This window comes from Hansschlegelia beijingensis (assembly GCF_045505405.1).
In the GTDB taxonomy this organism is placed as follows: domain Bacteria; phylum Pseudomonadota; class Alphaproteobacteria; order Rhizobiales; family Methylopilaceae; genus Methylopila; species Methylopila beijingensis_A.
Map to the genome: position 1 here is coordinate 1 of NZ_JBJKEX010000057.1, position 13,807 is coordinate 13,807.

Annotated in this window: 13 protein-coding genes and 1 pseudogene; 8 read left to right on the top strand and 6 right to left on the bottom strand. The window is 69.4% G+C overall.

Annotated features, from left to right (window positions below; genetic code table 11):
• The first annotated feature begins 162 nt into the window (after positions 1-162).
• The 8 genes from ACIKT0_RS05870 (at position 163) to typA (ending at position 9,524) form a co-directional block, all read left to right on the top strand.
• Positions 163-675, top strand: coding sequence for a GNAT family N-acetyltransferase (locus ACIKT0_RS05870; protein WP_407104438.1), 513 nt, complete (start codon positions 163-165; stop codon positions 673-675).
• 145 nt (positions 676-820) lie between these two features.
• Positions 821-1,198 carry a Fur family transcriptional regulator gene (locus ACIKT0_RS05875; protein WP_246398268.1) on the top strand — a complete coding sequence of 126 codons (378 nt, stop codon included), beginning with the start codon at positions 821-823 and terminating at the stop codon, positions 1,196-1,198.
• A 2-nt stretch (positions 1,199-1,200) separates the two neighbouring features.
• Positions 1,201-2,031, top strand: coding sequence for a lyso-ornithine lipid O-acyltransferase (olsA, locus tag ACIKT0_RS05880; protein ID WP_407104439.1), 831 nt, complete (start codon positions 1,201-1,203; stop codon positions 2,029-2,031).
• A gap of 10 nt (positions 2,032-2,041) precedes the next feature.
• On the top strand, positions 2,042-2,749 hold the full coding sequence (locus ACIKT0_RS05885) for a sulfate transporter family protein (RefSeq protein WP_407104440.1): 708 nt from the start codon (positions 2,042-2,044) through the stop codon (positions 2,747-2,749).
• A gap of 101 nt (positions 2,750-2,850) precedes the next feature.
• Complete coding sequence (locus ACIKT0_RS05890; protein WP_407104441.1) at positions 2,851-5,148, top strand: transglycosylase domain-containing protein; 2,298 nt, start codon at positions 2,851-2,853, stop codon at positions 5,146-5,148.
• 112 nt (positions 5,149-5,260) lie between these two features.
• A complete protein-coding gene (locus ACIKT0_RS05895) occupies positions 5,261-6,493 on the top strand; it encodes an argininosuccinate synthase (RefSeq protein WP_407104442.1) in 1,233 nt (410 codons plus the stop codon).
• Between the two features lie 19 nt (positions 6,494-6,512).
• Positions 6,513-7,574, top strand: a complete 1,062-nt coding sequence (locus ACIKT0_RS05900) for a hypothetical protein (protein ID WP_407104443.1) — start codon at positions 6,513-6,515, stop codon at positions 7,572-7,574.
• Between the two features lie 123 nt (positions 7,575-7,697).
• Complete coding sequence (gene typA, locus ACIKT0_RS05905; RefSeq protein WP_407104444.1) at positions 7,698-9,524, top strand: translational GTPase TypA; 1,827 nt, start codon at positions 7,698-7,700, stop codon at positions 9,522-9,524.
• 6 nt (positions 9,525-9,530) lie between these two features.
• On the opposite strand, the gene ACIKT0_RS05910 is transcribed toward typA, so the two are convergent.
• The 6 genes and pseudogenes from ACIKT0_RS05910 to ACIKT0_RS05935 all read right to left on the bottom strand — a co-directional run bounded on the left by ACIKT0_RS05910 (position 9,531) and on the right by ACIKT0_RS05935 (position 13,598).
• Positions 9,531-10,421, bottom strand: coding sequence for a transglutaminase family protein (locus ACIKT0_RS05910; protein WP_407104446.1), 891 nt, complete (start codon positions 10,419-10,421; stop codon positions 9,531-9,533).
• Positions 10,418-11,167, bottom strand: a complete 750-nt coding sequence (locus ACIKT0_RS05915) for an alpha-E domain-containing protein (protein WP_407104447.1) — start codon at positions 11,165-11,167, stop codon at positions 10,418-10,420. Before ACIKT0_RS05915 ends, ACIKT0_RS05910 begins: the two co-directional genes overlap by 4 nt.
• A gap of 5 nt (positions 11,168-11,172) precedes the next feature.
• Positions 11,173-12,168: pseudogene (locus ACIKT0_RS05920) on the bottom strand (5'-3' exonuclease); the annotation flags it as partial.
• A gap of 87 nt (positions 12,169-12,255) precedes the next feature.
• Positions 12,256-12,648, bottom strand: a complete 393-nt coding sequence (locus ACIKT0_RS05925; protein WP_407104449.1) for a c-type cytochrome — start codon at positions 12,646-12,648, stop codon at positions 12,256-12,258.
• Between the two features lie 207 nt (positions 12,649-12,855).
• The gene (locus tag ACIKT0_RS05930) at positions 12,856-13,245 is read right to left on the bottom strand and encodes a c-type cytochrome (RefSeq protein WP_407104450.1); all 390 of its coding nucleotides are present in this window, start codon (positions 13,243-13,245) and stop codon (positions 12,856-12,858) included.
• 134 nt (positions 13,246-13,379) lie between these two features.
• A complete protein-coding gene (locus ACIKT0_RS05935) occupies positions 13,380-13,598 on the bottom strand; it encodes a hypothetical protein (protein ID WP_407104451.1) in 219 nt (72 codons plus the stop codon).
• Positions 13,599-13,807: the final 209 nt, after the last annotated feature.

The following is a 13,807-nucleotide window of genomic DNA, read 5'->3' on the forward strand; positions in this document are numbered from 1 at the left end:
GGACCCCCTGATCCGAAAGGCGCAGGCGCGGCACGACGCGCCGGAGCCGGTCTGGCTCGCGCGACTCGGAGCCGCGTGCGATCCTGCCGAACAGCCGCCGCGTCCGCTTTACCTCAAGGCGGCGGACGCGCATCCGCAGCAGGGGGGCCGGATCGCGCGCCGGTGAACGGGACGTCGATGTACTGGTGGTTCTGGGACGCCTACCTGTCACGCTCCGCCGCCTGGGCGGTCGAGGACGCCGACGCCGGCGACGCGGACGAGCTGTCGGAGCTTCATCGTGCGGCGTTCGCCCGCGGCTGGACCGTCGACGAGATGGACGCGCTGCTGAACGATCGCGCGGTCGTGGGCTGCGTGCTTCGGCGGGAGGGCCGCGAGCGCGCCTACGGGTTCGCGCTGTCCAGGGTGGCGGAGGACGAGGCCGAGGTGCTGTCGATCGCGGTCGCGGAGGCGCGGCGCGGCTCCGGCGGCGGCGCGACGCTTCTCAGCCAGCATCTCGGCAGGCTCTGCGGCCGCGGGGTGCGCCGCATCGTGCTTGAGGTCGACGAGGACAACGTCGCGGCGCTCGCCCTCTACAGGCGCTTCGGGTTCGACCAGGTGGGCCGCCGGCCGGCCTATTACGCGCGCGCCGACGGAACCCGCGGCGCCGCCAAGGTGCTCGCGCTCGAGCTGCCCTGAGCACGTGTTTACGCCGCGGCGCGCCGCTCCTATAAGCGACCCGATGGCCATGTCGCCCTTGAGGGCCGCAAGACGACCGGGGACGAGGCCCGAAGTGTCCACGCCGAAAACCGAATCGATAGAGCAGCTCTGCGCCGCCAAGGGCATGCGGATGACCGAGCAGCGCCGCGTCATCGCCCGCGTTGTGGGCGAGGCGGACGACCATCCGGACGTCGAGGAGCTCTATCGCCGCGCCTCCGCGATCGACGCGCGGATCTCGATCTCGACCGTCTATCGAACCGTGAAGCTGTTCGAGGACGCAGGGATCATCGCGCGTCTCGATTTCCGCGACGGCCGCTCGCGTTACGAGCCGCAGCCGGACGAGCACCACGACCATCTGATCGACCTCAGAAGCGGCAAGATCATCGAGTTCCGCGACGAGGGCATCGAGGAGCTGCAGGCCGAGATCGCCCGCCGGCTCGGCTACCGGCTCGTGGATCACCGGCTCGAGCTTTACGCCATCCCGCTCGACGACGAGGGCTGAGCTTGGCGCACAGGCGGCTCCGCGCGGCGGCTTCGGCGGTCGCGCTCATCGCGGCGGTGGCGGCGCTCGCCCCCGTCCAGATGCTGATGCTGCGCCTCGGCCGGCCCGAGGCGGAGACGATCCCGCTGCGGTTTCACCGCCTCGCGCTCCGCATCGTGGGGATGCGCGTGCGGGTGATCGGCGCGCCAGCGAGCGCCCGGCCGCTGCTCATCGCCTCGAACCACTGCTCCTGGCTCGACATCCCGGTGCTCGGCTCGATCTGCCGCATGAGCTTCGTGGCCAAGTCCGAGATCGCGGACTGGCCGGTGTTCGGCCAGCTCGCAAAGCTGCAGCGCTCGATCTTCGTCGACCGCTCCCGCCGCACCGCGACCGCCGCCGTGAACCGCCAGATGGCGGAGCGCATGGCGGCCGGACAGCCCGTCGTGCTGTTCGCCGAGGGCACGTCCAGCGACGGCAACCGCGTTCTGCCGTTCCGGACCGCGCTGCTGGGGGCGACCCAGAACGCGCTGCAGGCGAGCGGCGAGGCCGCCGTCGTCTGGGTCCAGCCGGTCTCGATCGCCTACACCCACCGCAACGGCCTGCCGCTCGGCCGGCTCGGGCGCCCGTTCGTGGCCTGGTATGGCGACATGGGCTTTCCGCGCCACCTGTGGTCGATCCTGCGCGACGGCGCGATCGACGCCACCGTCACCTTCGGCGAGCCGATCGCGGCGGAGCAGGCGACCGACCGCAAGCGGCTCGCCGCCACGATCGAGCGCGAGGTGCGCCGGCTGACCAACGCCGCGCTTCTGGGGCGGCCGGAGGAGCCTGCCCGCCCGCCTGAAGACGTGGCCTGAGGGCGCCGCGATGTGGGACGCGGCGATCAAGGCGGCGCGGCAGACCTTCTCGCCCGAGTTCCGCGTCGTTCTGTGGAAGTCGATCGGCATCACGCTCGCGCTGCTGGTGCTTGGCTGGTTCGGCCTTCAGGCCGCCGCCGACCGCCTCGTCACGCTGTCGAACCCGACCGCGAACTGGATCGCGCATCTGGTCGCGGGGCTCGGCGCCGCGTTCGGCCTGCTGTTCCTGGTGACGCCCGTGACCGCCATGGTGGCGGGCCTGTTCCTCGACGACGTCGCAGCCCACGTCGAACGCGCGCACTACCCCAACGATCCGCCCGGCGTCGCCCTGCCGTTCTGGCGCGGCCTGCTGCTTTCCGCGCGCTTCGCGCTGCTCGTGCTCGGCATGAACCTGCTGCTGCTGGTGCTGCTGTTCGTGCCGGGGGTGAACCTCGTCGCCTGGCTCGGCGTGAACGGCTACCTGCTCAGCCGCGAGTATTTTTCGCTCGCCGCCCTGCGCTTCCGCGACGAGGCGGACGCGACGGCGTTGCGCCGCCGTCACAGGGGCAAGGTGTTCCTCGGCGGGCTGATGGTGGCCGGGCTCGCGGTCATTCCGTTCGCGAACCTGCTGACGCCTCTGTTCGCAACGGCTTTCTTCGTCCACCTGCACAAGCAGGCGGCCGCGAGCGACGCCAAACGCCTCGGAACCCAAGGGGTCGGCGGACGTTTGGGCCCGTAATGGCCCTTAAACCTGCCGCATTCAAAGTCCAACCGATGGAACATGGGACGGTCGCTCTGCGGGAGCGGCCGCGGCGTGCGGCGTGACGAGGTTCTGGCGAGATGGGCATTGGACGGGGGCGGGAGGAACGACGCGAGCCGCGCTTCGACGTCCGGCCCGACGCCCCGGACCTGCGTCTGTCGCCGGAGGATCGTCCGACCGGCGGACCCGCTCCGCGACCCGAGGCGAACTCGCGGCGCGACGAGCCGCTGTTCGACGCGCGTCCGGGCGACGACCGCCGCGAGCCCGGCTTCGGAGCGCCGGCCGATGACGCGCCGAGAGACCCTCCGCGCGAAAAGACCTCCTACTGGGATTGGGTGATGGGCCGCAGCCGCCCTTCGCGCAAACGCCGCGAGCCGAGCCGCCGTCCCCGTCGCCGGCGGAGCTTCCTCGGCCGCTTCGTGGCCCTCGCCCTCACGCTGTGCCTGTTCGGCGCAGTCGGGGCGGGCGGCGTCGTCGCCTATTACACGTCTCGCCTGCCGCCGATCCAGAACCTCGAGATCCCGAAGCGGCCGCCGAACGTCCAGATCGTCTCGCTGGACGGCAAGCCTATCGCCAATCGCGGCGAGACCGGCGGCGCCAACGTGCCGCTGTCGGAGATGCCGAAATTCGTGCCTCAGGCCTTCATCGCCATCGAGGACAGGCGCTTCTACGACCACTGGGGCGTCGACGTCTTCGGACTGGCGCGCGCGCTCAAGGCCAATATCGAGCGCGGCACGGTCGCCCAGGGCGGCTCGACGCTGACCCAGCAGCTCGCCAAGAACCTGTTCCTGACGCCCGCGCGCTCGCTTGAGCGCAAGGTGCAGGAGGCGGTGCTGGCCTTCTGGCTGGAGCGCAAGTTCGGCAAGCAGAAGATCCTCGAGATGTACCTCAACCGCGTCTATTTCGGCGCGGGCGCCTATGGCGTGGAGGCGGCGTCCCAGCGCTATTTCGGCAAGTCGATCCGCAAGGTGAACATCACCGAGGCGGCCATCCTGGCGGGGCTCGTGAAGGCGCCGTCGCGGCTGTCGCCGAGCCACGATCCCGAGGCCGCGCGGGCCCGCGCCGACCTCGTGCTGCAGGCGATGGCGGACGAGGGCTACATCACCCGCGACCAGGCCCAGACGGCCTTCCGCACATCGCCCCCCGCGCCGCTGCCGAAGCCCGAGGGCGCGGTCGGCTATGTGGCCGACTGGGTGATGGACCAGCTCGATTCGCTGGTCGGCCTCTATGACGAGGACCTCGTGGTCGAGACCACGATCGACACGGCCCTCGAGACCGAGGCCGAGCGCGATCTCGCCGAGGGCATCGCCAAGCGCGGCGGCAAGCTCAAGGTCACCCAGGGCGTTCTGGTGGCGATGGAGCCGGACGGCGCGGTGCGCGCGCTCGTCGGCGGCAAATCCTACGCCGAAAGCCAGTTCAACCGGGCCGTCGAGGCCAGGCGCCAGCCGGGATCGGCCTTCAAGCCCTTCGTGTACCTCGCGGCGCTGGAGCTCGGACTGACCCCGGACTCCATCCGGGTCGACGAGCCGGTCCAGCTCAAGGGCTGGAACCCGGAGAACTACACGCGCCGCTACGAAGGCCCGATGACGCTGACCCGCGCGCTGTCGCAGTCGATCAACACGGTCGCGGTGCGGCTCGGCGTCGAGGTCGGCCCCGAGAACGTCGTGAACACCGCGCATCGCGTCGGCATCACCTCGCAGCTCGCGCCGAACCCGTCGATCGCGCTGGGCACCTCGGAGGTCAGCCCGCTCGAGCTCGCGGCGGCTTACGCGCCCTTCGCCAATGGCGGCTTCGAGGCCAAGCCTTACGTGGTGCGCCTGGTCAAGACGGCCGATGGCGAAACGCTCTACCAGCGCCGCGTCGAGCCGCCGAAGGAGATCGTCGATCCGGAGCGGGTCGGCATGATGAACGCGATGCTGCAGGAGACGCTGCGCTCCGGCACGGCGCGCGCGGCGAAGCTCGCCGGCTGGCCCGCCGCCGGCAAGACCGGCACCAGCCAGGAGTTCCGCGACGCCTGGTTCGTGGGCTACACGTCCCGCATGGTCACGGTGGTCTGGCTCGGGAATGACGACAACAGCCCGACCCGCCACGCCTCCGGCGGCGGATTGCCGGTGGAGATCTGGAGCCGCTTCATGACGCGCGCCCATGAGGGCGCGGAGGTCGCGGCGCTGCCGGGCGACTGGAGCCCGCGCGTCGCCGGCTATGACGACCGGCAGCCCGGCGACGTCTACCAGACCGGCCCCGGCCAGGGCCCGCCGCGCGGCGAGGAGCCCTACGCCGGCGACTACCCGCGCGAGGAATATGTGGTCCGCGAGCGCCGCGCCCCGAACCCGATCCGCGAGCCGCTCGGCTTCCTGAAGAAGCTGTTCGGCGGCTGAGCCGGCGCGTCCGCAGAGACGCCGCCGGCAGGATCCCGCCCGCCCCGCTTGCCTCCGAGGCCTTCATGGCTAGAGTGCGCCGCGCTTGCTCACCCCTCTTCCGGACTCCCCGATGACCGAACCCAAATCCGTCAAGAAGGTCGTTCTCGCCTATTCGGGCGGCCTCGACACTTCGGTGATCCTGAAGTGGCTGCAGACCACCTATGGCTGCGAGGTCGTGACCTTCACGGCCGATCTCGGCCAGGGCGAGGAGCTGGAGCCGGCGCGCAAGAAGGCCGAGCTGCTCGGGGTCAAGCCGGACAACATCTATGTCGACGACCTGCGCGAGGAGTTCGTCCGCGACTACGTGTTCCCGATGTTTCGGGCGAACACGGTCTATGAGGGCCAGTACCTGCTCGGCACCTCGATCGCGCGGCCGCTGATCGCCAAGCGCCAGATCGAGATTCTCCGCGCCACCGGCGCGGACGCCGTCTGCCACGGCGCCACCGGCAAGGGCAACGATCAGGTCCGCTTCGAGCTGTCCTATTATGCGCTCGAGCCGGACGTCACCGTCATCGCCCCGTGGCGCGAATGGGACCTGACCTCGCGCACCAAGCTGATCGAGTTCGCCGAGCAGCACCAGATCCCGATCGCCAAGGACAAGCGCGGCGAGGCGCCGTTCTCGGTCGACGCCAACCTGCTGCACTCCTCCTCTGAGGGGAAGGTGCTGGAGGATCCGAGCCTGCCGGCGCCGGAAGACGTCCACATGCGCACCATCGCGCCCGAGGACGCGCCCGACGAGCCGACGTTGATGTCGATCGACTTCGAGCAGGGCGACGCGGTCGCGATCGACGGCGAGAAGCTGTCCCCGGCCGAGCTGCTGGCGCGCCTCAACGAACTCGGCCGCGCCAACGGCATCGGCCGGCTCGACCTCGTCGAGAACCGCTTCGTCGGCATGAAGTCGCGCGGCGTCTATGAGACGCCCGGCGGCACGATCCTGCTCGCGGCGCACCGCGCGATCGAATCCATCACGCTCGACCGCGGCGCGGCGCACCTCAAGGACGAGCTGATGCCGCGCTACGCGGAGCTGATCTACAACGGCTTCTGGTTCTCGCCCGAGCGCGAGATGCTGCAGGCCGCGATCGACCTCAGCCAGAAGGAAGTCTCGGGGCGCGTGCGTCTCAAGCTCTACAAGGGCAACGTCATCGTCACCGGCCGGGAGAGCCCGAACTCGCTCTACGACCAGGAGCTCGTGACCTTCGAGGACGGCGCGGTCGCCTACGACCACCGCGACGCGGCCGGCTTCATCAAGCTCAACGCGCTCCGCCTGCGCACGCTGGGCGCCCGGCGTCGTCGCGGCGCCTGAGCCGCGACGTTCCCGACCCATGATCCTCAACCTGCTCCGCCGCAAGGCGCCCCGCACGGCGGAGCGGGTCTGCTACCTGCATATCGGGCCGCACAAGACCGGCTCGACCTCGATCCAGCACGCGCTCTACGTGAACGCGAAGCGGCTGGCGCGGCTCGGGCTGTACTACCCGACGACCCTGAGCCCCGAGGGCAGGCGGCGGCGCAACCACTCGCCGCTCGCGCGCAAGACCTATCTGCGGCTGCCGGGCGAGCTTCGCGACGCGCCGGCGTGGAGCGAGTTCAGCGCGCTGCTCGAGAAGACGCCGGGCTCGATCGTGGTCTCGAGCGAGCACTTCGCGATCCTGTTGCGCCGTGACCGCTGGTTCGAGCGCATCATCGGCTTCTTCGAGGAGCACGGCTTCCGGGTGGTGATCGTCGCCTTCGTGCGCGACCAGCCGATCTGGATGAACTCCTGGTACACGCAGGATCAGAAGAACTTCGCCTCGCGCCGCAGCTTCACGGAGTTCGAGGCGCATGTGATCAAGCGCGGCTACATGGACCCGTGGGCGTTCCTGAAGCGAGCCATGGATCATCCGAGGATCACCGTGCGGCCGATCTCGTTCGAGCGCGCGGTGAAGCAGGGCCTCGCGCGCAGCGTGCTGGACGTGATCGGGGTGCCGGCAAGCTTCAAGCTGGAGGAGCCGCCCCGGATCAACCCGAACTTCGGCGTAAAGGGCATGTTCGCCGCGCAGGAGATCATGCGCCGGGTCGACGTGCGCATCCGCTCGCTGCCGAACTACATCGATCTCTACGAGCACTTCCTGAAACTGATGGAAGGCCGCAACTGGGAAGCGCAGCCCTATGTGGGCCTGACGCAGGAGGGTTATCGGGCGATCCGGGAGCGCTTCGCGCCCGCGAACGAAGCTTTCGCCCAGGCGTATTTCGGCGTCCCGTGGACCGAGCTCTGCCCTGAGCGCCGCTACGAACCGTCCGTGTTCGACTTCGAGACGGCCTCCGCAGCGGACCGCGCCGACGTCCTCGAGGTGATCGAGGAGATGGTCGCGCGGGTGCAGGAGAGCCCGAAAGCGTCCGCCGCCTGAGGCGGATTGGCCGCCGACCCCTTGCGTTTTGCGGGGTTCTCCCGCATCTGTTGCGCCGCACATCAGACAATCAGATCGAAGGGCGGCCCGCGCGGCTCGCGGGCCTAGAGGCACGTCTTTTCCATGAAGCTTCGCAACATCGCGATCATCGCGCACGTCGACCACGGCAAAACGACCCTGGTGGACAAGCTCCTGCAGCAATCCGGCTCGTTCCGCGAGAACCAGCGCGTCGCTGAACGCGTGATGGATTCCAACGACCTGGAGAAGGAGCGCGGCATCACGATCCTGGCCAAGGCGACCTCGGTCGTCTGGAAGGACACCCGCATCAACATCGTCGACACGCCCGGCCACGCCGACTTCGGCGGCGAGGTGGAGCGCATCCTGTCGATGGTCGACGGCGTGATCGTGCTGGTGGACGCGGCCGAAGGCCCGATGCCGCAGACCAAGTTCGTGGTGTCGAAGGCGCTGAAGATCGGCCTCAAGCCGATCGTCGCGGTCAACAAGGTCGACCGCCCCGACGCCCGCGCCTCCGAGGTCATCAACGAGGTGTTCGACCTGTTCGCGGCGCTCGACGCCAATGACGAGCAGCTCGACTTCCCGATCCTCTACGGCTCCGGCCGCGACGGCTGGCTCGCGGCCTCACCGGAAGGCCCGAAGGACGAGGGCCTCGCGCCGCTGTTCGAGCTCGTGCTCAAGCACGTGCCGGAAGCCAAGACCGAAGAGGGTCCGTTCCGGATGCTCGGCACGCTGCTCGAGGCCAACCAGTTCCTCGGCCGCATCATCACCGGCCGCATCGCGTCCGGCACGGTGAAGCCGAACCAGACGGTCAAGGTGCTCGACCGCGAGGGCAATCTCGTCGAGACCGGCCGCGTCTCCAAGATCCTCGCCTTCCGCGGCATCGAGCGGCAGCCGATCGACGTCGGCGAGGCCGGCGACATCGTGTCGATCGCGGGCCTGGTGAAGGCCTCCGTCGCCGACACCTTCTGCGACCCGGCCGTCACCGAGCCGATCCAGGCGCAGCCGATCGACCCGCCCACCGTGTCGATGACTTTCCTCGTGAACGACAGCCCGCTCGCCGGCACCGAAGGCGACAAGGTGACGAGCCGCGTCATCCGTGACCGCCTGCTGAAGGAAGCGGAAGGCAACGTCGCGCTCAAGGTCGAGGAGACGGCCGAGAAGGACAGCTTCATCGTCTCCGGCCGCGGCGAGCTGCAGCTTGCGATCCTGATCGAGACCATGCGCCGCGAGGGCTTCGAGCTCGGCGTGTCCCGTCCGCGCGTCGTGATGCAGCGGAACGAGGCCGGCGAACTGGTCGAGCCGATCGAAGAGGTCGTGATCGACGTCGACGAGGAGCATTCCGGCATCGTCGTGCAGAAGATGTCGGAGCGTAAGGCCGAGATGCTGGAGATGCGGCCTTCGGGCGGCAATCGTCTGCGGCTGGTGTTCCACGCCCCGACCCGCGGCCTGATCGGCTACCAGGGCGAGCTGCTGACCGACACCAAGGGCACGGCGATCATGAACCGCCTGTTCCACTCCTACGGCGCCTACAAGGGCGAGATCGCCGGCCGCAACAATGGCGTGCTGATCGCGAACGAGCCGGGCGAGGCGGTGGCCTACGCGCTCTGGAACCTCGAGGACCGCGGCCCGATGATCATCGAGCCGGGCTGGAAGGTCTATCAGGGCATGCTGATCGGCATCCACAGCCGCGACAACGACCTCGAGGTCAACGTCCTCAAGGGCAAGAAGCTCACCAACATCCGCACCCAGTCGAAGGATGAGGCCGTGCGCCTCACGCCGCCGATCCGGATGACGCTCGAGCGTTCGCTCGCCTGGATCCAGGACGACGAGCTGGTCGAGGTGACGCCGAAGTCGATCCGGCTGCGCAAGCGCCTGCTCGACCCGAACGACCGCAAGCGCGAGAGCCGCAAGGCCGAAGCCGAGGTGGCCTGAGGCCCCTCAGGCCTCCGCCCGCTCCCCGACCGGGATGACGTCGACCGAGTGGCTCGTCTTCTGCGAGCCCGCGGTCAGCACCACGCCGTCGATCGGCGCGACGTCCGAATAGTCGCGCCCGATCGCGACCACCACGTGGTCGTCCAGCACCGAGACCCCGTTGGTGGGGTCGAAGCCCCGCCAGCCGAGATCCGGCCCCAGCCAGACGTCGACCCAGGCGTGCATCGCGTCGGCGCCCTTGAGGCGCCGGCGGCCCGGCGGGGGCGACGTCCTGAGAAAGCCGCTCACATAGGCGGCCGGCACCCCGACGCCGCGCAGCGCGGCGATCATCACATGCGCGAAGTCCTGGCAGACGCCCTCGCGCCGGGCGAACGCCTCCTCAAGCGGGGTGTCGACCGTGGTCGCGCCCGGCGCGAAGGCGAAATCCGCCTTCATGCTGCTGGCGAAGGCCAGCACCGCCTCGCCCGCAGGCGCCGCCGGATCGATCAGCTCCCGCGCATAGGCCGTGACGGCCTCGCTCTTCCGCGCCATCCGGCTGTCGCCGAGGAAATGCATAGGGCCTGACGCGCCGCATTCGCGCGCCGTCGCGGCGGCCGCGGCGAGCTCGTCGACCGTCGGGGTGGCCTCAAGATCGGGAAGCGCGCGCCGCACCTCGACCCGCGCCTGCATCGCCACCGAGAAGGCCTCGTGCCCGGGCAGGATCAGCAGCTGGTCGAGCGCGTTGCCGAAGAAGTCGAGCTCGCGCCAGGCCTCGTCGGGCTGCGGCGTCACCGTCACGCGCGTCGACCGCACGCTCTGGCCCTCGAGTTCGCGCGGGCGGACCCGCAGGACGTGGCGGGCCTCCTTCACGGCGGCCGGGTAGTCGTAGGCGATGTTGAGCGAGAGGTCGTAGATCATTCGCTTTCCGACCGCTCCGTCTGGACGCCCGGCGCCGCGCTGAAGAACTGCTGGGCGAGAAGATCGGAGATGTCGCCGAGATCGGCCGCGACGCGCTGCAGGAACAGCTCGTTGATCTCGGTGAGGTCGCCGGTCGCGAGCCGCACCTGAAGCCGGGCCGCGCGGCGCACGACGTCGGCGGGCGTCTCGCCGCGCCGCATCCCGGGCAGTTCGTCCAGCAGGGTCTTGAAGCCGTTCACCTGGAACGCGATCGAGCGCGGGTTGAGCGGATCGAGCACGGTCAGGTCGACCACCGTCTCGCGCGACAGGGTGACGGAGTAGCGCCGCCGGTAGGTGATGCGGCTGTCCGCGAATTCGAGCAGCGCCTCCAGCGCGCCCTCGGGCGGCTCGTCGCGGGTCAGGGCCGCCGCGATCCGCGCCGTCAGCTGGCCGCGTTCAAGCAGCCGGCCGGCCTGCAGGAAGCGCCAGCCGGTGAACTGGTACATGTTCTCGCGCACCAGCCCGGTGAAGCCGGACAGCCGGATCAGCACCTCGCTCGCGAGCCCCGGCAGGTCCTCGGGCTCGTCCTGCTCGAGCCGCCGCTCCATCAGGTCGACGAGATCGCCCAGCACCCGCCAGCCGTCAGGCGAGAAGCGGTCGCGGATGCGCGAGGCGGTGTCGAACGCCGCGCGCACCCGGCGCAGCAGCCCCTCGGCCGGATCGCCGAGCGCGACCTCCACCCCGATCCCGGCGAGCAGCTCCGCCACTTCGGCTTCGAGCGGGCCGCGCCGTCCGGGGTGGGCGCGGCGACCTCCTCGCGCTCGGCCCGCCCGGCCGACATCATGTCGGCGTCCGGCGCGACGCTCGATACGTCGATCCCGGTCGCATCGGCGACGCGCCGGGTCAGCGTGTTGAACTCCATCGCCTTGAGGAAGGCGACCAGCCGCGTCGGGTTCGGTTCGTGGACCGCGAGCTCTTCCAGCGGCGTGTCGAGCGGGACGTTGGTCTCGAGCGTCACCAGGCGCTTGGAGACGCGCGCGAGGTCGGCGTGGGTGATCAGGTTCTCGCGCCGCTTGGGCTGGGGGATCTCGTGGGCGCGTTCGAGCAGCGTCTCGAGGTCGCCATACTGGTCGAGCAGCTGCGCGGCGGTCTTGGCCCCGATGCCAGGCACGCCCGGCACGTTGTCCACCGAATCGCCCGCGAGCGCCTGCAGGTCGATCATCTTCTCCGGCCGGACGCCGAACTTCTCGAACACCTCGTCGGGTCCGATGCGCTTGTCCTTGACCGGATCGAGCATGGTGACGCCGCCGCCCACCAGCTGGAACAGGTCCTTGTCGGAGCCGACGATCGTGACCTCCGCGCCGGCTTCCGCGGCCAGCCGGGCGTAGGTGGCGATCAGGTCGTCCGCCTCGTAGCCGCCCTGCTCGAGGCACGCGATCGAGAAGGCGGCGGTCGCCTTGCGGATCAGCGGGAACTGCGGGATCAGGTCCTCGGGCGGCTCCGAGCGGTTCGCCTTGTAGGTCTCGTGGATCTCCTTGCGGAAGGTGACCTCGGACTTGTCGAACACCACCCCGAGATGGGTCGGGTCGACCCAGCCGGCGTCGCGCAGCAGCTTCCACAGCATGTTGCAGAAGCCCGACACCGCGCCCACCGGCAGCCCGTCCGACGGACGGGTGAGGGGCGGCAGCGCGTGATAGGCGCGAAAGATGTAGGAAGAGCCGTCGACGAGGACGACATGGTCGCCTTTGGCGACCCCGCGGCTGGGCATGGAAAAAATCCGGGCGAAAGTTTCGCCCGGACTATAGGCGCCTCACCGGCGAAGGGAACGGCCAAAGCCGCTCCCTTCGCGAGGAGATCACTTCTCGAGCGTGACCGTCTTGGCGGTGTCCGCCGACAGTTCGGTCTGGCCCGGCGTGTAGCCGTTGAGGCTCATCGTGTAGGCCGTCAGCACGTTGAGCTGATCGTCCGACAGGGTCCCCGGCGCGGTCTGGGGCATGTTGTCGTGGATCCAGGTGCGGATGTCGGCCCAGCTCTGGCCGCCGAAGCGGCCCTTGAAGGTGTCGCCATGCAGCGCCGGGCCCAGAGCGCCCTTGCCGTCCTTGGCGTGGCAGGTGCGGCAATGGGTGTTGTACTCGGTCAGGCCCTTCTTGACCTGGTCCGCCGTGAACGGACCCTCGCCCGCGAGCGCCGGCGCCGCGAACAGGGCCGAGCCGACGAACAGGCCTGCAACAATCGTCTTAACGCTCATTAAGCGTTCTCCTCCGTCGCCTTTGATGAGGCAGCAAGGCCGGTACCTATAGGACATTCGGTCCTATTGCGAAGATGTGATGACCTCAAAATTTTACGCATTCCAGGGAGACAAAACGCCGCCCCCGGGGTCTTTGCGGTAAGATGGAACCTCCTTTCTCGGTAACATAATACGTTCGTCGGAGTTGGGGCGAGTGGGCCGGCCGGGCTATTTCGGGAAGGTCGCGCTGGCGCTCTCCTTGGAGAGCGGCGCGTCGCCTGGCGCGACGTCGTTCTTCGACAGGATGTAAGCCGTGATCGGGTCAAGCTGGTCGTCGGGCAACGAGCCGGGAGCCGTCGGCGGCATCGTGGCGTGGATGTAGTCGCGGAGCTCGGCGACGGGCTTTCCGCTCCATTTCTGCTTGAACGCATCGCCGATCAGGGCGGCGCCCTGTCCGCCTTCGAGGCTGGGCCGGTGGCAGGTCGCGCAGTGGTTGTTGAACTTGGTTTTCCCGTCAGCGGCCTGCTGTTCGGTGAACGGCCCTGGTTCGGCTGAGGCCGCGCCGCCGCCCAGCGCGGCGATCATGATCAGTCCCGATAGCAAAGCCAGACGCTTCATCTCGCGTTCTCCATCCTTGTCTTCGCGCCGCCGGAAGAGGACCTAGCGCGGACTCTGGCGATGCGAAGGCTCAGGCCGAACGTCTTGGACTTATTGTCACCGAGCGCGCCGGATGGCCGGCGGGAGCCCCGGGGTCATCTTGCCGGCTGCAGGCGCGCTTCGGGCGTGGAGCGCGGCCGGTCGATGTGGAACGCGCGAGGTCGCACGAACAGGAACGTCCCCCAGCCGGAGCGCATCACGGCCCAGTGCAGCGCGAGCGGCCCGACGACGCCCGCGATCGTCACGATGAGCGAGATCCACCCGACGTCCTGGATAATGCCCGACTTGATCAGGACGGCGCGGGTCGCGGCCATCGGCAGGAAGAAGGCCAGATAGACGGCGATCGAGCGTTCGCCCGCGTAGCGGAGCGGCTCCGCGGCCGTCGCGCCCGCGATCAGCGCGGCGACGGCCGCGGAGCCGCTCCGCTACGCGGGATGTGCTCCGTCGAGGACGGAAGATTGTCGAACATGATCGGCACCTGGCCCGCGATCACGTCGACCAGCGCCGGACCAGCGCCCTTGTA